The sequence below is a fragment of the Marinobacterium sediminicola genome (assembly GCF_022343685.1).
Lineage (GTDB): Bacteria > Pseudomonadota > Gammaproteobacteria > Pseudomonadales > Balneatricaceae > Marinobacterium > Marinobacterium sediminicola.
In genome coordinates, this window is sequence record NZ_CP092123.1 from 2,224,798 (window position 1) to 2,245,898 (window position 21,101).

Consider the following 21,101-nt stretch of genomic DNA (forward strand, 5'->3'; position numbering starts at 1 on the left):
CTCACCTCCCCTGACGTCTGCTTACTTCGGAGCCATGCGCAGTGCGCAATCCAGACGGATGGTTTCGCCGTTCAACAACGGGTTCTTCACGATCTGCTCAACCAGCATGCCGTATTCATCCGGGTGGCCCAGTCGCTGCGGGAACGGCAGCGTGGCCGCCAGGCTGTCCTGCACTTCCTGCGGGAAGCCGGACATCATCGGGGTCAGGAACAGGCCCGGAGCGATCGTGTTGACGCGGATACCGCTGCGCGCCAACTCACGAGCCGCCTGCAGCGTCATCGCGACAACACCGCCCTTGGAGGCGCTGTAGGCGACCTGACCGATCTGGCCTTCGTACGCGGCGATGGATGCGGTCGAGATGATGACCCCGCGCTCGCCATCAGCATTCGGCTCACGGGTCGCCATTTCAGCCGCAGCCAGGCGCATGATGTTGAAGCTGCCGACCAGGTTGACCTGAATCACCTTGTCAAAGTCGGCCAGCGGCATCGGGCCTTCCTTGCCGACGATCTTGCAGGCCGGAGCGATACCGGCACAGTTGACGGCGATACCACAGGGACCATGGACTTCACGTGCTGCCGCAAAGGCCGCTTCAGCGCTTTCGGCAGAAGAAACGTCGCAACGCACAAAGATGCCACCCAGTTCTTCGGCGATCTGGCGACCACGCTCTTCCTGCAGGTCGAAGATGGCAACCTTGGCACCGGCAGCAGCCAATGCACGGGCAGCGCCCTCACCCAGACCTGAAGCGCCACCGGTTACCACTGCGGGTACATTCTTGAAATCCATAACACTCTCACCTTGTTTTATTCGTTGGACTGCTGCACCTGGCAACAGTGCTATATAAGGGAATGACCTTAGTGTGTCTCAGGATCGAAAACGCTGCCATGACAATATTCGGCAGCAAATTTGGCAAAAATGAGCAACCCAAGCGGGTCGGATGGGTCAATTGGTGCTAAATGTTGAGTATGGCCCGGGTGGCATTTGGCCGTTCAGATGAAGCCTTGAAAGGGAGTACATGCATGTCCAGCCCCGTTCAATTCAATTGGGAAGACCCTCTGTTGCTGGAGCAACAGCTCACCGCCGAAGAGCGACAGATCCGTGATGCGACGCGGGCGTACTGCCAAAAGTCCCTGCAACCCCGGATCATCAGTGCCTTCCGCGAGGAGCGTTTTGATCGCGACATATACAGGGAAATGGGCCAACTGGGTCTACTTGGCCCGACGATTTCTCCCAAATACGGCGGCGCGGGCATCAGTCACGTGGCCTATGGGCTGATTGCACGTGAGGTGGAACGGGTCGATTCCGGTTATCGCTCGGCCATGAGCGTTCAATCATCGCTGGTAATGCATGCCATCGAGACCTATGGCAGTGAAGAGCAAAAGCAACGTTACCTGCCCAAACTGGCCCGAGGTGAATGGGTAGGCTGTTTTGGCCTGACGGAGCCGGACCACGGATCCGACCCGGGATCAATGAAATCCCGCGCTCGGAAGATTGAAGGAGGCTACCTGCTCAGCGGTCAAAAGACCTGGATCACCAATAGCCCCATCGCCGATCTCGCGATTGTCTGGGCCAAGTCCGATGCCCACGGCGGCGCCATTCGCGGCTTTATCGTCAAGCGGGGTACCAAAGGTCTTTCGACGCCGAAAATCGAGGGCAAGCTCAGCCTGAGAGCCTCGGTTACCGGTGAAATCGTGTTGGATGAAGCCCTGGTGGCCGAAGCAAACCTCCTGCCCTACGCCACCGGACTGGCTGGCCCATTCGGTTGCCTGAACAAGGCGCGCTTCGGCATCGCATGGGGCAGTATGGGCGCCGCCGAATTCTGTTGGCATGCCGCCCGCCAGTACACGCTGGATCGCAAGCAATTCAATCGACCGCTGGCCGCGAACCAGTTAATTCAGTTGAAGCTGGCCAACATGCAGACCGAGATTACCCTGGGCCTGCAGGCCGCGCTTCAGGTGGGCCGCCTGATGGACGCGGGCAACTGGGCACCGGAGATGGTCTCGCTGATCAAGCGCAACAACTGCTGCAAGGCGCTGGAGGTTGCCCGTATGGCGCGAGACATGCACGGCGGCAATGGCATCACGGAAGATTTCGGCGTGATGCGTCACTTGATGAATCTGGAAACGGTGAATACCTACGAGGGCACTCAGGATATTCACGCCCTCATTCTTGGGCGGGCTCAAACCGGGATTCAGGCGTTCTTTTGAAAGCAGACCACGTCGGCGTGCGGGTACTTGGGGTTGCTGGACCAGCGCTCACCCAGCCAGTTGAAACTGGCTTCGGCAAAAAAGGTGATGTGAGTCGGATCGTTACGGTAATGCCAGCTGCGAAAACGCTCGTCATCCAGCACCCGTTTGGTCTGCAGCACCAGGAGGCCGCCCGGCGCCAACAATGACCACAACCGATCCAGTATCGGCAGCGGCTCCGACAGATGCTCCACCACTTCAGTGCTGGTAATAAAGTCGTACTGCCCGGTCAACGCGGCTTCATCCGGATGGAAATACTTGTCGTATTGCGCCATCCGGTAACCCGCCTCCTGCGCCATCGCCACCAGCGCAGGCCCGGGACCACAGCCGAAATCCAGTCCTCGGGCCGGAGCCGGCTTGCGCTTCAAGACCTCATCAAAGGTACGGGAGAGGAAACGACGATAGCCCGGATCATCGATCTCGTTCTCGTGATCGTCGTAGACCGCCTTCTCATCCGCTTCGGACAACCGCTGTGAGGGTTCCAGATGAATCAGTTCACAGCGCTCACAACGATGGTACAGACGCTCCTTGCACAAGATTGGACGCAGAGATTCCCCACCGCACAGTGGGCAACGCGCAAGAGTCATTGCAGCTGGAACTCCACCGGTTGCAACAGTTCAGGCGCGGGCTCACCCAAAGCCTCGGCAACGCTGATCTCGTTGATACGACAGATCGCATCCAGCGGCAGGTCATTGCTGTCACGGCCAAAGGGAAACTCCAGCTGCTCCGACAGGCGGTCCAGTCCGAAAAAGGTATAGGCAACGATGGCAGTGAACACCGGTGTGAACCAGCCTGCAGCGCCGACGAGACCGAAAGGCAGCAGGTAGCAATAAATGTAGGCGGTACGGTGTGCCAACAGCGTGTAGGCGAAAGGCAGCGGCGTATGAGCAATACGCTCCGAAGCTGCCTGCACACCCGCCAGGGCATGCAGATGTTTATCCAGCGCGGCGGCGCCAACGCTGTCCAGCCGACCGGCCTGACGCTCGCCAGCCAGTACCTGTCCAGCCTGCTGCAGCATGAATTCGGCCGGGTTACGCTTGGCAAGGACATCCTCCACCAGCTCTGAGGGTAATGTGGATGGCAGTTCTGATCGCACATCTTCACCACGCAACTGCCCGCGCAGCAGGTGGGTATGGGCAAGAACCCTCAGCAGCAACGCGCGACGCGATTCCGGAGTCAGATAAATCGCACTGATACGTGCCAGGCTGCGCACTTCGTAAACCATCTGTCCCCACTGCTTGCGTGCCTCCCACCAGCGATCATAGGTGGCAGTATTGCGCACACTGAGCAGAATCGACAGGGCGATCCCCAGGAGTGTGAACGGCAGCAGCGTATATTCCACAATGCCGTCAAGATAGTGATGACGCGCGACCCAGGTCACCGCACAGGCAAACAGACCGGCCAGAATGATATGGGGAAGAACATGGGGAACGACCGACCCTTTCCAGGCCAGCATCAGCCCCAATGCACCGGGGCGTTTACGAACGATCATTAAACAGATACTCCGAGCAGCTGGAGGGCACAAAGTGTGTCACAGCTGCCCGGGTTAGGGAAGGAATCAGGCGCGGGACATGACTCGACGACGCGACGTGACACCCTGCTTCAGCTTGTTCAAACGGGATATGCGGGCCATCACCAGCAATTCTATTACACCAGCTCCTATCAACAGATCAAACACGTTAGACTGGTCTCCCAGCCATGCGTGGATAGAAGCTCCTTCTCCTGTTGCCAGTGCATAGATGCAAACAGCGATAACCAGTGACGCCGCCATGGAGATCAGGTTGTACTTGAACAGGTGACGTTTGATCTCGGCGACTGATTCGCGCTTGCTAGGTCTCATTTCTCACTACCTCACAGTTCATTTATTGAACAATTTAAGCTGGTGTGATTTTGGCTTTGAGATCAAATATTGACCAGTGTTCCAAAAAGCGACAATTAACACCCCTTGCCCGAAACACCCGTTTCATACAGCCCAAAAACGCCCTTTTCTGGTGCTTACGAACGGATTTGTTCACTTGGAATTCAGCCAATTCCGGCATTCAGCCCCCCCTCTTCAAGCAGACAAAACTGGTATTCAAGGCGAAAAAATCACTAAAACCATTTAATTTCAAAATCTTAGACAGAACTCTCCCAAACTGACGCCTGACCACAGGCCGCTATGCGTGTGTCATACAAACTGAACACTATTTACCCAAAGCGTTGAATAATGGCGACAAGCCAAAATGTGAATTTTTAAATTTTTTTGCAGCCGGCACTGCCCGATATGCCTTTTTCGTCCTGACACCGGTATGTACAACGCTGAGGCTGACCTGCAGCCCACAAAAAAGGCTGCCCATTGGGCAGCCTTTTCCAAGCATTGGATTGAGCGTGTTACAGCTGTCCGAGCTTCAGCCAGAAGGTTTCACCCGAGCTGTCATCCACACCGTCATTATCCGTCACCAGATAGCCGTTGCCTTTCGCGTCGATGGCAAAACCTTCAACCTTGTCAGTGACATAACCATTCAGTGACTTCAGCTGTGGTATCAGATCCTGGACCAGCGTCTTGGAGACAACCGGCAGTGTCTGCCCCAGTGCCTTAGGCTCAAGATCGGACAGTGCGATCTTGTAAAGACGCTTGATCGCTGCCTTATCACCGATCTGGTTATCACGCTCAATCACGTAAAGATGGTCGCTGTGCAATTCCAGATCGGACAAACCTACCCAGCCTTCGGCTGCTTTCTCCAGCGGATAGTGAACCGCGCCCCACTGCTCGCTTTTGAGGTTGTAGGCCAGCAGTTTGGCATGATGCTCCGGGTCATCCCCCCAGGGACGCTGAACGGCAACCCAAAGCATATCACCGACCAGTGCGATACCCTCGGCACCAAAACGGGTCTGGTGTGCCAAAAGAGCTTCCGGCAGAGCAATCGTCCGAGTGATCTCACCTGCTGCATTCACATGGTGAAGTGCATGCGGAACTTCCTTGTCGGCATTGCCTTCTGAGGCCAGCCAGAAGCCACCCTTGCCATCGGCGACGATACCTTCAAGATCGAGTTTCTTCGCCACTTTACCGTCACGGGTTACATCGGTGGCCGCAATGATCTTGGCCGGATGCTGGTTGGCATCGATGGTAAAAATGCGTGGCTGGTTCTTGTAGAAGCTGTCATTCACGGCATAGAGGATACCCGGTTGCTTCGGATCAGCAGTCAGGCCCGACAGAGCTCCCCAGCCGATCGGTGCGCCAGCTTCATCATTCATCGATACCAGCTGCGGATACTGCGCTTCATCCTTGGACAGCTGGAACATCATCACATGCGCACGCACACCACCATCTTCAATCAGGTCTTTCTCGTTGGCGCTTACCAGCAAGCCACGCTCAGGAATGGCAATGGCCGACTCAGGTGCGATGCCGGACGGAAGAATCTGAACAAACTCCGGCTCAGCACCCGTGTCACGGTAGACACCGATCACTGAACCTCGCTCTGACATCACAAAGATGTAGGTCTGATCGCCATAACGAGCGACTTCCAGACCTTCAGGTTCACCGCCCTTTTTGCCGGAACGCTTGTCAGGATAATGACCGGCACGAATCACTTCGTGCTCAAACGCCTCAGCCGACTCGAACAACAGGCGCCCATCCTTGTGGAAGATACTGAACCCGCGTGCACCGCCTTCGTAGTCGCCTTCGTTGGCAATGACGAAACGATCATCATCGAGCCATTTCACCGCATCCGGCTCGCGCTTCACACCCTGCTGGCTTTCGGTGAAAACCAGAGCACCATCCTTTTCGGTATCGATCCGGTTCAGATCCACGCTCCCGGCCGAGAAGTGGTTAACGATCTTGCCACTGGCAGCGTCCACGATCACCAGGTGGTTGTTCTCCTGCAGCGTTACAACCACTTCCCCAAGACGATTGAAGTCGACGAACTCGGGTTCCGGGTCGGTCGGTGCGATCTCGGCCAGACCGGTCAGGTCAACACGCTTGAGGTTACTGCAATCCAGACCCTGATCCTTCACCGGCACAATAACCAGGTCACCTGCCGGCAACTGGGGAATCTGACCATCATTCAGATCTTCATCACGCTCGTTCTCGATTGCGACCGCGACAAAACGCTTGTCCTTAGAGACGGCGACAGAGTCCGGTTGCCCACCCAGGTCACAGCGGCTCAGGATTTGCTTGTTCTGCGGAGACACCAGCGCCAGGAAACCGGCAGGCTCGACATAGCTTCCCGAAGTATTCACCGCAGTCACTACCTGATTGCCCAGCGCACTGACTGACGTCGGTTCGCCATCAAGCGCCATAAAACCCGCAGGCTTGGGCTGTTTAGCCTGACGAATGTCGATGAATCCGAGACCACCACGAGGGCTGTCAGAGTAGATCAACATTTGGCCATCAGCTGTGGCGGTGATGATCTCCGCCGAAGTTTCCTGACTCATTTCGTTTGCAGGCAGGTTGTGGCTGACAGGGAAGCTGGCAATACGGTTGAACTGATCCGCCTGAGCACCGGTTGCGGCGATCGCCAGCGCCAGGGCTGAAAGACGTGAAGCAAAAGACTGCATGGTGATTGGCATCCTGTTATGAAATGGAGACGCGTACACTAAGAAAGTTAAATGACAGGATTATGATGGTGGCAGAACTATTGATTATTAAGGAAACACTACATAGAAATAAACAAAACCTTAACAGAACATAAACCGAAATGTAATAATCGAAAAATAACATGCACCACACTTTTAAAACACGCTTCACGTTTGGTGTAATGCATGAAAAAAAATCTGACATCATTTATGGCAGCCTGCGCGCTTTATCCAACCCTTTCGCTCGCAGAAATCAAAATAAACCCATCCAATGGGGTGGACATTATTGCCATCAACGGAAAACCAGTGGAGTCAGAAACATTTTTTTCTGGTTTACCCCAGCTCAAGATTGCAAATGGCAAAGCCCAGATCGTTGCTGAGTACACTGCGGAGATCGTTGAATCAGCTGATGACTATATCCTTGAAAAAAGTGACACTTTTGTAATTACCTTTGATGCATCGGACACTACTGTCACTGTTCGCGCACCGGAAATTTCCAGCCAATACGACCTGAAAGCATTTAATCGAGAAGGGAATTGGCAGCTTCTGGATAACCAGGGAAGAAGTATTTCCTACCATGTCGGAAAACTGGAAAAAGAAGGCTTCCAGCTTGATCGGGACATTGAAAAAGAACTGAAAGTATTCAATCGAACAAATGCCGACGCGGCATTGGGTTCACTTACCGTGGAAACTCACAATTTCCACAACAACACCCCCTCTCATCAACCTGCTGACAACTCACATCCCGACCAGAAAATGGTTGGAAAGATGCTGCAGTTCTGGTTTGAGCAGGCAAATGAAGAAACCAGGAATAAATTCAAGAGCTGGATTGAAACCAGCCTTTAAATCTCACTTTATTTTTTGTTAATACTTGGAGTCTCGCACATGAAAAAGCTTCTTCTGGCTGTTGCAGTATCCGTTGCCGCCGGCTCTGCTAGCGCCGCGACCATCTATGAGGGCAACGGCCTCACCTACAAGATCAACGGTGATCTGCAGATTCAGCTTCGTCAAAAAATCGGCGATGACAAGGAAGCTGACGTTGAGTTCGATGATCTTGAGATCAAAAACTACGTCAGCTACGACTTGGGCGACGACATGAAAGCCTTCGGTCGTGTGGATTTCGGCTTTAAGGACGCAGCCAACAACTCCGTTGATGTAGAAGGCGAGGAAGATGTTGCGTTGGAAGAAGCCTATGTCGGCTTGGCTTTCGGTAACACCTCGGTTTCTTTCGGTAAGATGAATCTTGCTTCTGACGAATTCGGTATTGAAGAAGCCATTGAGCTGGGGCAGAAGGAAGACCGTTTCGACGCCTCTGAAACCGCTGGTGACGACACTATCCGTTTGGATATCGAGTTGGAAAACGCCTATATCGCCGCTTCTTACGAAATGGAAGCTGAAGGCGCGGGCAGTGAAAACGGCGAATACTTCGACCTGTTCGCGTCTACCGAGTTCGCTAACCTGACTCTGGCAGCTGCATACCAGAACGCTACTCCCATCATCGGTGCTGATGACTATGATGTTTGGGGTGTTAGCGCTTCTTACGACGCAGGCTTTGCCACTTTCGCAGCTGATTACAGTGACCGCGAAGACCACTCTGACCAGTACAACATTGCTGCAGTATTCAAAGCTGCCAAGACCACAAAAATTGGTATTGGTATGACAAACGTTGAATCTGAAGTCGGTGCTGACGTTACCGAGTGGTACGCGAACGTGACTTACAAGTTCCCGAATCAGAAGAATGTCAGTCTGTTTGCTGAAATTGCAGACAATGACGCTGCCAACACCGACATGGGCTACCTGGCCGGTATGCGCGTGAAGTTCTAAGGACTGGAACGGCGCAGCGGGCCTACCCCTTCGGGTCTGCTGCGTTCAAGTTTCGACCGGCCCCTTCTGGGGCCGGTTTTTTTTTACCCGCTTGTTCTTGCATCACCGCCCTGCAAAACGTCCAATTCACCAATATAGCCCTGCATGAACGTTCTCAAACAACGTGCTCGGGCATTGAGTAATTTGCCGTCAGGCCAGACCGCAAAAATGTCGCGGCGAGGGCCTGACCACTGAGGCAGTATGATCTGCAGCTTTCCCGATGCCAGCGGTTGCCGGGTTTCGTTGTCGGGCAGCAGGGCGATCCCCAGACCGTCACAGGCGAACTGACACACCAGTGCCAGGTCATCAGCCCAGGCAGCCGGTGTGAGATGAACATCGGTGAAACGACCGTTGTCACGCTCCTGCAGACGCCAGGGAGAGAATTGCTTGAATACCAGTGTCTGGTGCTGCTGCAGCTGCTCAAGCCTTTCAGGCATGCCCTCACGAAGCAGATACTCAGGTGACGCCACCAGACGGGTTTTGACCCAGCCAAGCTTTTTCTGAAACAGCCCGGAGTCCGCCTGGGGGCCGATGCGCAAGGCGATGTCGATCCGCTTATCCAGCATATCCTCGGTGCGGTTACTGAGCATCAACTCCAGTCGGATGCCGGGATGCTGGCGCATAAACTCGGTCCACATGGGTCTGAGCAGACCGGTGGCCAGATTGGTCGGGGCCGATACCCGCAACAGCCCGCTCATCTCCTCGTTATCCCTGCTCAATCGGGCACGGGTCAGTTCCAGCTCGTCCATGAGTCCTGCATAACGCTGATAGCAGATTTCTCCCTCACTGGTCAGGCTGAAGTGACGTGCCGAGCGTCGGACCAGTTGATATCCCAGCGCACTTTCCAGTCGCTTCAGCCGTCGCGTCACGGTGGCTGCTGGTAACTGCATATATTCAGCCGCAGCGGCCAGGCTTCGCCGCCTGGCCACCTGCACGAACAGGGCAAGGTCATCAAATGATGGTTTCATAAATGCAATTCAAGAATACATAAACGTCAATTTCGAATATTTCAGCAAGTATATACACTCACCGCTTTCCAAACGCACAGGATTCCAAAAAGATGAAACTGAGACTCTGGTTTACCTTTCTGATGTCACTTGTGCTGACGTTTTTCATGACCGGTTACGTCACCTGGCTGAATCTGGGCTTCAGTGAACTCTATCTGGAGAAGTGGTTCCGTGCCTTTTGTATGGCCTGGCCCGCAGCGGGTGTGATTTCGTTCATCTTCGGGCCAGTGGTTCAACGCCTTTCTACAAGGCTGGCCGGGCAGGCCTGAGCATGCTTAACTGTGCCCAGGCATTCAATAACAGTAATAAGAGGCCTTTATGAAACTCCACGAGAAAGCAACCACTCCCAGTGCCCAACGCGTACATATTTTCATGCGCGAGCTGGGTATCGATATTGACCGCGTTGATGTGGATATTCGGGCAGCAGAAAACCGCTCGGAAGCTTTTATGGAAAAGGCTCCCAATGGACTGATTCCGGTCCTGGAGCTGGATGATGGTACCTGGATCTGCGAAAGCGTTGCCATCTGTCGTTATCTTGACGCCATCACCCCCAATGAACTGGCCTTGTTCGGCAATACTCCGCTGGAACAAGCGCAAGTGGAGATGTGGCAACGCATTCTGGAGTTCCAGGGTGTCGTCCCGGCATTTCAGGCATTTCGCAACATTTCAGGCTTTTTCAGTGATCGCGAAACCTGCATCAAGGAATGGGGGGAAGAGTCTCGCAAGCGCCTGATCGCCTTCCTGCCGACTCTGGATCGACAGCTGAGCCAACATCCATGGATTGCCGGCGAACGCTACTCCATTGCCGACATCACGGCCTGGATACTCTGTGGTTTCCTGAGCAGACTCGACATTGAACTGGATGATACCCTGTCAAACCTCAAACGCTGGCATCAACAGATGTCCCAGCGCCCCTCCGTTCAGTAAAGGGCAACAAAAGCCCCCGCACGGCTGAGTCAGCTGTGCGGGGCCTGTTCAGGCCAATTGCAGGCCCAGAATTCCCGTTAGAATCACCACAGCACCGAACAATCGACGTTGCCATGCGGTACGCTCATGGAAGCAAACGATCGAGATCAGTGCAGCGATCACAATGCCGGCATTGGAACAGGCGACGACCACCGCAGAAGGCAAGGTGCGCATCGCATAGACCACCAAAGCGTAGGCCAGGCCGATACAGAGCCCCCCCGTCAGCATAGGCAGCAGGCCGATGCGCTGCGCTGGCCACCAGCGGCCCTGCTCCCGTTTCAGCAACAGCGTAAATGCACACCAGGACGCCAGATAGCCCACTGATACAAAACCGACGACAGCCCCCATATCGGGCAACTGGGCAACCGCCACCTTGTCGCTCATGGAATAGACACTGGTGGCAAACATGGCCAGAAATGCCCAGGGCAAGGCGCTCCTGTCACGACTGCCTCCGGTGCTGGACGCCATAAGCAGCAAGCCCGCAACACTGACACCAATGCCCAACCAGGCCCCTGCCGGCAGTCTTTCATCCAGCAGCAACAGGCTCCACAGGGCGATCAGCAGGGGTGAGCTCCTCACCAGCGGGTAGACCAGCGCAGCCGATGCATGGTGGTAGGCCTGACGCAGCCCCAGAAAGTACACCGTGTTGGCAATGGCGGAAATACAGAGCATCAGTGCCAGTTCCGTGGTCCAGTTGACCCGAGTCAGCAATGACCAGAAGCCCCAGGGAGCAAGCAGCACGAGATGTGCGAGCAACACCCACCACAGCGGTAGCGCCGCGGCGGGCTGATGGCGGGCAATCAGATTCCAGGTAACATGCATGGCCACCGAGATCAGGATGGCCAGCTGGGCATCAAGCGACATCATCGGGGCTCAGTACCAGGTTGTCTGAAGCCACGTATACACCGTCTGGCAACTCCCCGCCCTGCTGCAGCCACAGGTCCAACCGGTGGCTGATATGGGTCAGCCAGAGTCGTTTCGCCCCGCTCTGCCGCCAGACCGCCAGTGCCAGCGTCAGGTCGTTGTGATTTCGCGGCGCAGGCACTCGTGGCGGCTCACTGCAATCCAGCACCAGCTCATCCACCGGTTCATCTTGCAGCCGTTTCATCGTCTGCTCAGGCACACCACGGGTATCGGTCAGATAAGCCAGACGCCAATCGCCATGACGAATCAGAAACCCTTGGGTGACCCGGGAATGAATCAGCGGCAGCGTCATCAGACTGAAGCCGGGTAATTCAATCGTTTCAAAGTCAGCACTGGGAGGCCGAAACTCGAATACGCCCGGGTGCTTGTACAGGTCATCCGCCCCTTCGGGGTCGTCAGGCCGGAAGACCGGAATGCGCTGTTCACATTCGGACCAGCGCAGGGGGAAGAGTCCCTGAACATGGTCCATGTGAAAATGGGTGAGCAAGACCCGACGAACCTCCTCGAAACGGAACAGCTGTCCAAGCTCCGCCACACCGGCATCGATCAGGGTGATGCCCTCATCCGTGCGGATCAGCGCCGAACAGCTTCGGCGCTGGCGATTGCTGTCCAAGCGCGCCGCTTCACAGGCCGGGCAATCGCACCCCCACAGAGGAACACCGCCCGCATTGCCTGTACCCATGAATTGAAATTCAAACATGAGTCGTGGCCCCGCTGTACTGGTAAAGCAGTTCGGCAAAGCTCTCGATCGCCTGTTCAATATCGCCACTGTTATCGAGCACTTGGGCCTGCCCCTCAAGTGCACTTTCGAACCGTCGATTGCGCTCAAGACGCTGCTCAATTTGCGCCAGGTCTTCCCGCCCGCGCAACAGCAGGCGCTGACGCAATTGCTCCGAGTCAACGCTCACCAGCACGGGAACCAGTGCCTCACCAAACAGGGCCTGAGCCTCCTGCAGGTGCCCGCGGGAGCCGTTTACCAGCACCGAGAAACCGGAGTCCAGCCAGTTTTCAACCTCGCGCCCGATACCGTAGCGACAGTCATTGGCTTCCCAGTGCAGGGCAAAAAGGCCACACTTCAGACGCTGATCAAACTCCTCCTCGGTAAGCTCGAAGTGATTTTCCCCCCCGGAACGCCAGCAGCGGGTGATATAGCGGTGAGCAAACAGAATCGGACTTTGCCCACCAAACCGCGCGCGCAAACCGTTGATCAGCGAATCCTTGCCGCTGCCGGACGGTCCCATCAAATAGAACACCCGTGCCATTTTCACCTCAGAATACCCGCTTGCCATCTTTCCAGACATGATGAATGTGGGCGTGATCGTCCAGTCTGTCGCACCACACCAGATCCGCCTTCTTGCCAACTGCAATCGCACCTCGGTCATCCAGACCGGCAGCCTGTGCCGGCCGCTGACTGACCAGCTTCACGGCAGCCGGCAGACCATAGGCATTGCGCTCATCAGCAGCCAGTTTGAAGACCGCATCCATGAGGCTGGCGGGATAGTAGTCACTGGACAGCACATCCAGCAGCCCTTCCGCCGCCAGTTCATGAGCCGCGATGTTGCCCGAATGCGAACCGCCACGCACCACATTCGGAGCACCCATCAGCACCGCCATTCCACGCCGGTGGGCTTCAGCCGCCGCCTCTCGCGTGGTTGGAAACTCGGCGATTTCCATACCGTGCGCCAGAGACTCCTCGACGTGTTCAAGTGTGGCATCGTCATGACTGGCCAGGGGGATGCCCTTATCCAGACAAATATCGGCAATGGCTCGCCGATAACCGCGGCTGTACAACCGGCTGGCTTCGACCTGGCGCTCGATAAACGTTTCGAGCTCGGCGTCGGAAAGCTTGTACTTGCCCTTGTAGTACTGTCGGTACTTGTCGATGTTGGCGAACTGACGTTGCCCCGGCGAATGATCCATGATGGAGACCAGTTGCGGCGGGTGCGCCTCCATCAGCTGGCGGAAGTTGTGCAGCGTATCCTTGTGGCTGACCTCGCAGCGCAGATGCAGCAGATGGTCGGCTCGGGTCAGGCCTCGGGCACGGCTCTCATTGAGGGCATCAGCCATCCGGCTCAGGTTGTTGAGCCGTTCGCTGCCTTCGACCACATCGCCCACTGAGATGGCATCGAATACTGTGGTGATACCGGCGCTGATCATCTGGGCATCATGCACCTTGAACGCCTGCATGCCCGGCCATGCGACGCCGGGACGCGGCGTAAAGTGCTTCTCCATGTTGTCGGTATGCAGCTCGACCAGGCCCGGCATCAGGAAGCCCCCCGCACAGTCCACCGCACCGGGCAGCGTGATCACACCGGTGTCGACAGCCTCGATTCGCCCGTCCTTGACCTCCAGAGAGCCGTGAATCACCTCAGTTTCCAGTACGATATGCGCATTGGTCAAAATCATGATGCTTCCCTCTCCACTTCAACAGCCTGTTCGGGTTTGATCTTGAACACCTGATCCGCCACGGCATCACGGACCTCGGCGTCATGGAAAATACCGACAATGGCGGTACCGCGATCACGCGCCTGCCGAATCAGCTCGACGACCGTAGCAGCATTGCGCTGATCCAGGGACGCGGTCGGTTCATCCAGCAGCAACACGGGGTAATCGACGATGAAGCCGCGTGCGATGTTGACCCGCTGCTGCTCACCGCCGGAGAAAGTACCCGGCGCCAGTGACCAGAGGCGTTCGGGAATGTGCAGCCGATTCAGCAGTTCTCCCGCCCTGCGGTAGGCTTCAGCCTGCTCAACGCCCCGTTCCAGCAACGGCTGAGATACCACATCCAGCGTGGAAACGCGCGGAATCACACGCAGAAACTGGCTCACGTAGCCGATGGTTTCGCGGCGTATTTCCAGCAACGTCTGGCTCGGCGCACCGGTCAGGTTGACCATTTCACCACGATGTCGAACCCGAATGGTGCCGCTGGTGGGCAGGTAATTGGCATAGAGCGAACGCAGCAAGGTACTCTTGCCCGAGCCGCTTTCGCCAAACAGGACCGTGCACTCGTGTTGACGTGCGCTGAAGTCGATGCCGCTGAATACGGGCAACTGAATGCCGCCCTGATTGTGCAGGGTAAAGACCTTGGTCAGTCCCTGTACTTCGATCATGGTTTGCATGTTGAGAATCCTGAAATCACGGTGTCAGCACGGAAGAAACGAGCAGCTGGGTATAGGCATGCTGGGGGTCGTCGAGCACCTGGTCGGTCAGCCCGGTTTCCACGACCTGCCCACGACGCATCACGATCAGGCGCTGGGCCAGAAGACGCGCGACAGCCAGGTCATGGGTAACAATCACGACCGCCAGCCCCAGCTCGGTGACCAGCCTGCGCAACAGGTCCAGCAGGCGTGCCTGCACCGAGACATCAAGCCCGCCCGCCGGCTCGTCCATGAAGACAAGCCGTGGATGGGTCACCAGATTGCGTGCAATCTGCAGGCGCTGCTGCATGCCACCGGAGTAAGTCGTCGGCTTGTCGTCGATGCGATCAATGTCCAGCTCCACATCAGCCATCCAGCGCTCGGCGGTGGCACGCAGGTCTCCGTAATGACGCTCACCGGTCGCCATCAGACGCTCGCCGATATTGGCACCGCCCGAAACCCCCATGCGCAGACCATCACGGGCATGCTGATGCACGATGCCCCATTCGGTTCGCTGTAACAGACGCTGCCGGGACTCGCTCAGACCGTAGAGATCAAGCTGCTCACCTTCGGCGTTCACGTAGTGGATCGAACCCTGATCAGGCGCCAGCCTGGCCGAGAGGCAGCTCAGCAGGGTTGATTTGCCGGAACCGGATTCACCCACGATGCCCAGCACTTCACCGGGATAGAGGTCAAAACTCACATTGGCGCAGCCCTTCCCGGCGGCATAGAGTTTGGTCACGTCCCTGACCTGCAGTAACGGTTTGGCAGTCATGCGATTTCCCCCTGTTCAGCCATGCGTGTCCGGCAATAATCGGTATCGGAACAGATAAATTCGTGTCCGCCCTTGTCATCCATGATCACTTCATCCAGGAAGCTGTCACGTGAACCACAGATTGCACAGCTTGCCTCCCAGCGTTGCACTTCAAACGGGTGATCCTCGAAATCCAGGCTACGCACGTCGGTATAGGGTGGAATCGCATAGATGCGCTTCTCGCGCCCGGCACCGAACAGCTGCAATGCCGGAGACTGATGCATTTTGGGGTTATCGAATTTTGGAATCGGCGACGGGTCCATCACATAGCGGCCGTTGACCCGAACCGGGTAGGCATAGGAGGTCGCGATATGACCGAACTGGGCGATATCTTCATAGAGTTTGATATGCATGACGCCATAGTCTTCCAGCTCATGCATCTTGCGGGTTTCAACCTCACTGGGCTCGATGAAGCGCAGCGGCTCGGGAATCGGTACCTGATAGACCAGAATCTGGTCTTCCTTCAGCGCTTTCTCGGGTATGCGGTGACGGGTCTGGATCAGGCTGGCCTCCTCGGTGCGTTCCGTGGTGGCTACTCCGGTCAAGTCGCGGAAAAAGGCCCGGATACTGACCGCATTGGTGGTATCGTCAGCGCCCTGATCGATCACCTTCAAGCAGTCGTCGGCGCCGATGATGGCCGCCGTTACCTGCATGCCACCCGTCCCCCAGCCATAGGGCATCGGCATCTCGCGACCGCCAAAGGGAACCTGATAGCCGGGAATGGCCACCGCTTTCAGCAGGGCTCTGCGGATCATCCGTTTGGTCTGTTCATCGAGATAGGCGAAGTTGTAGCCCGCGCGAATGTTGTCAGCGCTCATGACGGCTCCTCCTCTGTCGGTGTGGATTCGGCAGCACGGATGCGCCTGAGCAGTTCCAGCTCCGACTGGAAATCCACGTAATGCGGTAATTTGAGGTGCGACACGAAGCCGGCCGCTTCTACGTTGTCACAGTGAGACAGGACAAACTCTTCCTGCTGGGCTGGCGAAGTAATCTCCTCGTCATGCTCACTTGCCTGCAAGGCGCGATCGACCAGTGCCATCGCCATCACCTTGCGCTCACACTGGCCGAAACCGAGCCCATAGCCGCGGGTAAACTTCACATCACCATCCGCCTGACGCTTGAAGCCATTGACCATTTCACATTCACTGACGCGGATGCTGCCGATGTCGACTTCGAAGCCGAGTTCCTCGGGAATGATGCTGACGCCGACCTCGCCGATGCGGATCTCACCGGCAAAGGGGTGATTGCGACCGTAGCCTCGCTGAGTGGAGTACCCCAGCGCCAGCAGGAAGCCTTCATCGCCACGAACCAGCGCCTGCAAGCGTGCGCTGCGGTCGGCAGGATAGGTCGGCGGATCACGGGTGATATCGGCAGGTTCCGCTCCGCTATCCTCTTCTCTCACCATCAGCTGCTCCTGCTCGAGCAGTGACGAAACGCGGGCGACCACCTCTTCCATGCGCTCGGCTGTTGCATGTTCACTGAGTTCGGCCTCGGCGTTCCCTTCCGCGAGCAGGGTGAAATCCAGCAGTCGATGGGTATAGTCGAACGTGGGTCCCAGTACCTGACCACCCGGCAGATCCTTGTAGGTGGCCGAGATGCGCCGTTCGATCGCCATGCCATCGGTATCGATGGGCTCACTCGAGTAGAAGCGGTTCAGCGTGGTGCGATAGGCCCGCAGCAGGAAGATGGCTTCAACCAGATCACCGGCAGACTGTTTGATGGCCAGCGCCGCCAGTTCAGGGTCGTAAACAGAACCCTCGGTCATCACCCGATCCACCGCCAGCGAAAGCTGATCCTGTATTTGTGCCACCGCGACTTCCGGCTGCTCAGGGTTCCCGCGGCGACGACGTGCCAGCAGCTCATGCGCTGCCTGAATCGCCTTCTCTCCGCCTTTGACTGCGACGTACATCAGATCACCTCCACTTGGGTTGTGCGCGGGATGGCCGTGACGCAATCACCGGCGAGCAAAATCAGGTCAATGCCCTGCGGAAAGGGATCAGGCCTTGCCACCAGATAGCGCAGCAGGGACGCCCCTGGATCGGAGAGATACAAGGTTCTCTGCCCCGGAATACCGGGGCCGGACAACCGTAACCCGGTGGAGGCTGCGGTATTTTTTTCCGTTGCAAGCTGCTCCACCTGTACCAGCAGGGTACAGCTGCGATCGGGATAATCCGGCTCACCGATGCGGAGTCGGTCCAGTTCGGGCAGCTCAGCCGGCACCGCGATCGCGAAGTCGGCAATGGCAGGGTCATCAATCAGCGGCGCACCGCTATGAAAACTCAGATTCGAGCACACCGCTGCGGTGCTCAGCGAGCGGCTGAGCCAAAGTGACGTCGTCTGATCCAGCAGCGCCAGCAGGGTGGTCACCGCAGCGGGTGACATTGGCGCTATGCCATCAGCCTGATTCAATGTTCGCAGCAGACCCGGCTCACTCATCACCTTCATCAGCGTTCGAAAGGCCTGCTGGGCATCATGAACCGGCTCCATAAACCCCTGTTGCAGTTGGGCAGTGGTCATGTTCAATCCTCTCCCCGAACCAGCGTGAAGAAATCCACGCGGGTCTCGTCTGTTTCCTGTTGTTTGGCGCTGCGAGCCTGCTCCAGTGCCGCTTCAATCGGCTTGATCACCCGCTCCTGCAGCGCTTCCCCCATGCAGGGCGTCTGCAGCAACGCATCGAGCTGTGCGGCTCTGAGCGCATGTTGCTGGTTGCGACCGGCGATATAGCTGTAGCCGAGGGTGTCCATCTCGGAGCGCACCACGCAGCGCGTCAGGGTCATGTCGCCCAGGTTGAACCTGTCACCCTGGTTGCCCATGCGCGCACGCACCTGCGTCAGGCCGATTTCTGGGGCTCGGATGATTTCGAACCCGATCTCCTTGATGGCCTCGTCCGACAGGCGGTAAAGCAGGTCAGAGGGGGCTCTGGCCAACACCGACATCCAGTGCTGACGCTGTTGCTGAATACTGTTCATGCTCATGGCTCCACGCTGTATTCAAAAAGGTCACTGCGACTGCGGGCGATGGAGTACTCTCGGAGCACACCGGTCCGGCGGCAGCGGTTGCGGGTATGGACCTCCATCACCGGCACACCGCGACTGATCTCCAACAGGCTGCGCTCTTCAAGCGTCGGCATACGCGCGCGCAGACGGGTCGACCCTCGTCGCAGTTCCAGGTCATGGTTGTCACGCAGGTATTGGTGCAAGGAACCGCCCTGATAGGCGTCCAGCGCACCCTTTGGCAGATCGAACAGGTAATGACGGATCAGGCAGACCGGCTCCCGCTCAATCAACCGACGCGTCTTCAGCTCACAGACCGGCAGACCGGCACGCTTGTCCAGCTGCGCCGCCAGCGTCTGCGGCAGTTCAATGACCTGGCAGCTCAGGATTTCAGTTTCCAGACCAAGACCGATCTGGTTGAGGTTATGTGAGAAGGCCGCGCGGTCATGCAGCACATAATCGATGGGGGTTTGCACGATCTTGCACCCCAATCCCTGGTAGCGCTGCACCAGTCCATCCTGTACCAGTTCATCGATGGCACGACGCACCGTATGGCGATTGACTTCAAAGCGCTCGGCCAGCGAGCTTTCTGCCGGCAACAGGTCACCGGCGCTGTACTGGGACATGATTTCATCACGCAACTGAGTCGCGATTTTGCGATACAGAGTCATTTGTCTATACAAGTCCTTTCGGCGGCATTTATCTCAAATAAACGCCTTGCGCAGCCGCTGTGACAGCAGGTCGGTCAGGGTCACGCTGACAATAATTACGATCATCACGGCACAGGTTTGCTGGAACTGAAAACCGCGAATGCTTTCCCACAGGATCACGCCGATACCACCCGCGCCGACCATGCCCACCACGGTCGCGGAACGCACATTGGACTCGAGACGATAAAGGGAATAGGAGATCCAGAGCGGCAGCACCTGGGGAATCACGCCATAGATGATCTCTTCCAGCATGTTGGCGCCGGTCGCACGAACACCTTCGACCGGGCGCGGGTCAATGGCTTCGACCGCCTCGGAAAACAGCTTGGCAAGGACACCGGTGGTGTGAACGAAAAGCGCCAGCACACCGGCGAAGGGTCCCAGTCCCACGGCAACGACAAACAGCATGGCGAACACCATCTCGTTGATGGCACGAGTCGCATCCATGAGGCGGCGCACCGGCTGATAGATCCACACCGGCATCAGGTTTTCGGAGCTGAGAATGCCAAAGGGAATGGACAGGATGATGGCCAATACCGTGCCCCAGAGCGCGATATGGATGGTGATGACCATCTCTTCGAGGTAGAGGGAAATATCACTGAAATCCGGCGGAAAGAAATCACCCGCAAATTCAGCCATATTGCCGCTTTCGGTAATCAGCAACAGTGGATTGATCTCTGCAGCACTCCATCCCCAGGACAGAACTGAAAACAGAGCAACCCAGCTTAATGCGGCAATCCAGTTGAACGGCTTGTGTTCAAGTGTGATTCTCTGAGCAGCTGACTCGGTCATGAGTAAACTCGATTGTGTGTTGAGGTAAGGTCGGCGCCACAAAGGCACCGACTCTTTGGGCAGATCAGTTGGAAGAAGCGGCTTCCAGCGCATCCATACGACGGTTCAGCGCAGCCAGCTGGTCGTCGATTTCACGCAGTTTGGCTTCCTTGTCTTCAGCAGACAGCTTGTCATCGTTGGCGATGGAGGCACGAGCCTTGAACAGCGACAGCTGACGGATCGGCAGCAGCTGGTCATTGCTGGAAGATTTGAACGGTGCCCACTGCAGAGCTTCAAGCACGGCCAGTTCTTTGGCGTCGCCGGACGCACCGTAGCTCATGAAGAAGTCATAGATTTTGGACTTGGCGCTTTCCGGCAGGCTGGTGCGCCATACGATCGGGTCGGACGGAATCAGTGGAGATTTCCAGATCACCTTGACCTGGTCATACTTGTCCGGATGGGTCACCTGGATACGCGCCAGGTTTTCGGTGTTGTTGGTCGCCACATCCACCTGACCGTTAGCCACCGCCAGGAAGTTGGCTTCATGGCTGGCATTGGTCATGCGCTTGAAGACACGCTTGGGTTCAACACCGTTCTTGGCGAAGACGTAGTAGCCCGGCACCAGAAAACCGGAAGTAGAGTTCGGGTCACCGTTACCGAAAGCCAGCTCGCCGGCCTGCTTGAGCATGTCTTCAACGGAGTTGATGGCATCGTTGTCCTTGTGCGCAATCAACAGACTCCAGTAGCCCGGGTTGCCTGAAGAGTCGACGGTCTGAGCGAAGATTTCACCACCGGCGCGATCAACCGCTTCCATGGCCGATTTGTTGCCGTACCAGGCCACATCAACCTTGTCGAAACGCATCGCCTGAATGATGCCCGCATAGTCGGAAGCGAAGTACGGCTTCACTTCCATACCCAGGTCTTCAGACATGTCGGCCAGGAACGGCTCCCATACGGTACGCAGATTCTGCGAAGACTCGGTTGAGATGATGCCGAAGTTCAGGGTCTTCATCTCGTCGGCCTGAGCCGCCTGAGGTGCGATCAGTGCAGCGGTCATGGCAATGCCTGCGGTCAGGCCGGAAAACAACTTCTTGAGTTTCATGGAAGGCTCCATATTGGGTT

General features: G+C 56.7%; 24 protein-coding genes. 5 read left to right on the forward strand and 19 right to left on the reverse strand.

Annotation, left to right across the window (positions count from 1 at the left end; genetic code table 11):
- Positions 1-21 precede the first annotated feature (21 nt).
- On the reverse strand, positions 22-783 hold the full coding sequence (locus LN244_RS10265) for an SDR family NAD(P)-dependent oxidoreductase (RefSeq protein ID WP_239039698.1): 762 nt from the start codon (positions 781-783) through the stop codon (positions 22-24).
- Positions 784-1,016: 233 nt separating this feature from the next.
- Here LN244_RS10265 and LN244_RS10270 point away from each other — a divergent pair, with 233 nt between their 5' ends.
- A complete protein-coding gene (locus tag LN244_RS10270; protein ID WP_239039699.1) occupies positions 1,017-2,204 on the forward strand; it encodes an acyl-CoA dehydrogenase in 1,188 nt (395 codons plus the stop codon).
- Here LN244_RS10270 and LN244_RS10275 read toward each other — a convergent pair.
- The 4 genes from LN244_RS10275 to LN244_RS10290 form a co-directional block, all read right to left on the reverse strand.
- Positions 2,189-2,830: a class I SAM-dependent methyltransferase gene (locus LN244_RS10275; protein WP_239039700.1), complete on the reverse strand. Its 642-nt coding sequence runs from the start codon at positions 2,828-2,830 to the stop codon at positions 2,189-2,191. The two genes, LN244_RS10270 and LN244_RS10275, sit on opposite strands and share 16 nt — an antisense overlap.
- Positions 2,827-3,735, reverse strand: a complete 909-nt coding sequence (locus LN244_RS10280) for a bestrophin family protein (protein WP_239039701.1) — start codon at positions 3,733-3,735, stop codon at positions 2,827-2,829. Before LN244_RS10280 ends, LN244_RS10275 begins: the two co-directional genes overlap by 4 nt.
- A 66-nt stretch (positions 3,736-3,801) precedes the next feature.
- Positions 3,802-4,083 carry a hypothetical protein gene (locus tag LN244_RS10285; protein ID WP_239039702.1) on the reverse strand — a complete coding sequence of 94 codons (282 nt, stop codon included), beginning with the start codon at positions 4,081-4,083 and terminating at the stop codon, positions 3,802-3,804.
- Positions 4,084-4,613: 530 nt separating this feature from the next.
- On the reverse strand, positions 4,614-6,779 hold the full coding sequence (locus tag LN244_RS10290) for an esterase-like activity of phytase family protein (protein ID WP_239039703.1): 2,166 nt from the start codon (positions 6,777-6,779) through the stop codon (positions 4,614-4,616).
- Between the two features lie 204 nt (positions 6,780-6,983).
- Between LN244_RS10290 and LN244_RS10295 the strand changes: the two genes are divergently transcribed.
- Positions 6,984-7,643: a YccT family protein gene (locus LN244_RS10295; protein ID WP_239039704.1), complete on the forward strand. Its 660-nt coding sequence runs from the start codon at positions 6,984-6,986 to the stop codon at positions 7,641-7,643.
- 39 nt (positions 7,644-7,682) lie between these two features.
- Positions 7,683-8,621, forward strand: a complete 939-nt coding sequence (locus LN244_RS10300; protein ID WP_239039705.1) for a porin — start codon at positions 7,683-7,685, stop codon at positions 8,619-8,621.
- An 83-nt stretch (positions 8,622-8,704) separates the two neighbouring features.
- Here the strand turns inward: LN244_RS10300 and LN244_RS10305 are convergent, their stop codons facing one another.
- Entirely contained in the window at positions 8,705-9,628 is a 924-nt protein-coding gene (locus LN244_RS10305; protein ID WP_239039706.1) for a LysR family transcriptional regulator, read from the reverse strand.
- 92 nt (positions 9,629-9,720) lie between these two features.
- Between LN244_RS10305 and LN244_RS10310 the strand changes: the two genes are divergently transcribed.
- Both LN244_RS10310 and LN244_RS10315 read left to right on the forward strand, forming a co-directional pair.
- Positions 9,721-9,936 (forward strand): DUF2798 domain-containing protein, encoded by a 216-nt coding sequence (locus LN244_RS10310; RefSeq protein WP_239039707.1) that lies wholly within the window; start codon positions 9,721-9,723, stop codon positions 9,934-9,936.
- Between the two features lie 49 nt (positions 9,937-9,985).
- Complete coding sequence (locus LN244_RS10315) at positions 9,986-10,594, forward strand: glutathione S-transferase family protein (RefSeq protein WP_239039708.1); 609 nt, start codon at positions 9,986-9,988, stop codon at positions 10,592-10,594.
- 48 nt (positions 10,595-10,642) lie between these two features.
- On the opposite strand, the gene LN244_RS10320 is transcribed toward LN244_RS10315, so the two are convergent.
- The 13 genes from LN244_RS10320 to phnD form a co-directional block, all read right to left on the reverse strand.
- On the reverse strand, positions 10,643-11,500 hold the full coding sequence (locus tag LN244_RS10320; protein ID WP_239039709.1) for an EamA family transporter: 858 nt from the start codon (positions 11,498-11,500) through the stop codon (positions 10,643-10,645).
- Entirely contained in the window at positions 11,487-12,257 is a 771-nt protein-coding gene (gene phnP / locus LN244_RS10325; RefSeq protein WP_239039710.1) for a phosphonate metabolism protein PhnP, read from the reverse strand. Before phnP ends, LN244_RS10320 begins: the two co-directional genes overlap by 14 nt.
- Positions 12,250-12,819: a ribose 1,5-bisphosphokinase gene (gene phnN / locus LN244_RS10330; RefSeq protein WP_239042403.1), complete on the reverse strand. Its 570-nt coding sequence runs from the start codon at positions 12,817-12,819 to the stop codon at positions 12,250-12,252. The genes phnP and phnN overlap by 8 nt, the downstream gene beginning before the upstream one ends.
- 7 nt (positions 12,820-12,826) lie before the next feature.
- A complete protein-coding gene (gene phnM / locus LN244_RS10335; protein WP_239039711.1) occupies positions 12,827-13,963 on the reverse strand; it encodes an alpha-D-ribose 1-methylphosphonate 5-triphosphate diphosphatase in 1,137 nt (378 codons plus the stop codon).
- On the reverse strand, positions 13,960-14,676 hold the full coding sequence (gene phnL / locus LN244_RS10340; protein ID WP_239039712.1) for a phosphonate C-P lyase system protein PhnL: 717 nt from the start codon (positions 14,674-14,676) through the stop codon (positions 13,960-13,962). The genes phnM and phnL overlap by 4 nt, the downstream gene beginning before the upstream one ends.
- Before the next feature lie 16 nt (positions 14,677-14,692).
- The gene (gene phnK, locus LN244_RS10345) at positions 14,693-15,469 is read right to left on the reverse strand and encodes a phosphonate C-P lyase system protein PhnK (RefSeq protein ID WP_239039713.1); all 777 of its coding nucleotides are present in this window, start codon (positions 15,467-15,469) and stop codon (positions 14,693-14,695) included.
- A complete protein-coding gene (locus LN244_RS10350) occupies positions 15,466-16,326 on the reverse strand; it encodes an alpha-D-ribose 1-methylphosphonate 5-phosphate C-P-lyase PhnJ (RefSeq protein WP_239039714.1) in 861 nt (286 codons plus the stop codon). Before LN244_RS10350 ends, phnK begins: the two co-directional genes overlap by 4 nt.
- Positions 16,323-17,417, reverse strand: coding sequence for a carbon-phosphorus lyase complex subunit PhnI (locus LN244_RS10355; protein WP_239039715.1), 1,095 nt, complete (start codon positions 17,415-17,417; stop codon positions 16,323-16,325). Before LN244_RS10355 ends, LN244_RS10350 begins: the two co-directional genes overlap by 4 nt.
- A complete protein-coding gene (gene phnH / locus LN244_RS10360) occupies positions 17,417-18,025 on the reverse strand; it encodes a phosphonate C-P lyase system protein PhnH (RefSeq protein ID WP_239039716.1) in 609 nt (202 codons plus the stop codon). The genes LN244_RS10355 and phnH overlap by 1 nt, the downstream gene beginning before the upstream one ends.
- Positions 18,026-18,027: 2 nt before the next feature.
- Positions 18,028-18,477, reverse strand: coding sequence for a phosphonate C-P lyase system protein PhnG (gene phnG, locus LN244_RS10365; protein ID WP_239039717.1), 450 nt, complete (start codon positions 18,475-18,477; stop codon positions 18,028-18,030).
- A 2-nt stretch (positions 18,478-18,479) separates the two neighbouring features.
- The gene (gene phnF / locus LN244_RS10370) at positions 18,480-19,172 is read right to left on the reverse strand and encodes a phosphonate metabolism transcriptional regulator PhnF (RefSeq protein WP_239039718.1); all 693 of its coding nucleotides are present in this window, start codon (positions 19,170-19,172) and stop codon (positions 18,480-18,482) included.
- A 33-nt stretch (positions 19,173-19,205) separates the two neighbouring features.
- A complete protein-coding gene (phnE, locus tag LN244_RS10375) occupies positions 19,206-20,000 on the reverse strand; it encodes a phosphonate ABC transporter, permease protein PhnE (RefSeq protein ID WP_239039719.1) in 795 nt (264 codons plus the stop codon).
- A gap of 64 nt (positions 20,001-20,064) precedes the next feature.
- Positions 20,065-21,081, reverse strand: a complete 1,017-nt coding sequence (gene phnD / locus LN244_RS10380; protein WP_239039720.1) for a phosphonate ABC transporter substrate-binding protein — start codon at positions 21,079-21,081, stop codon at positions 20,065-20,067.
- Positions 21,082-21,101: the final 20 nt, after the last annotated feature.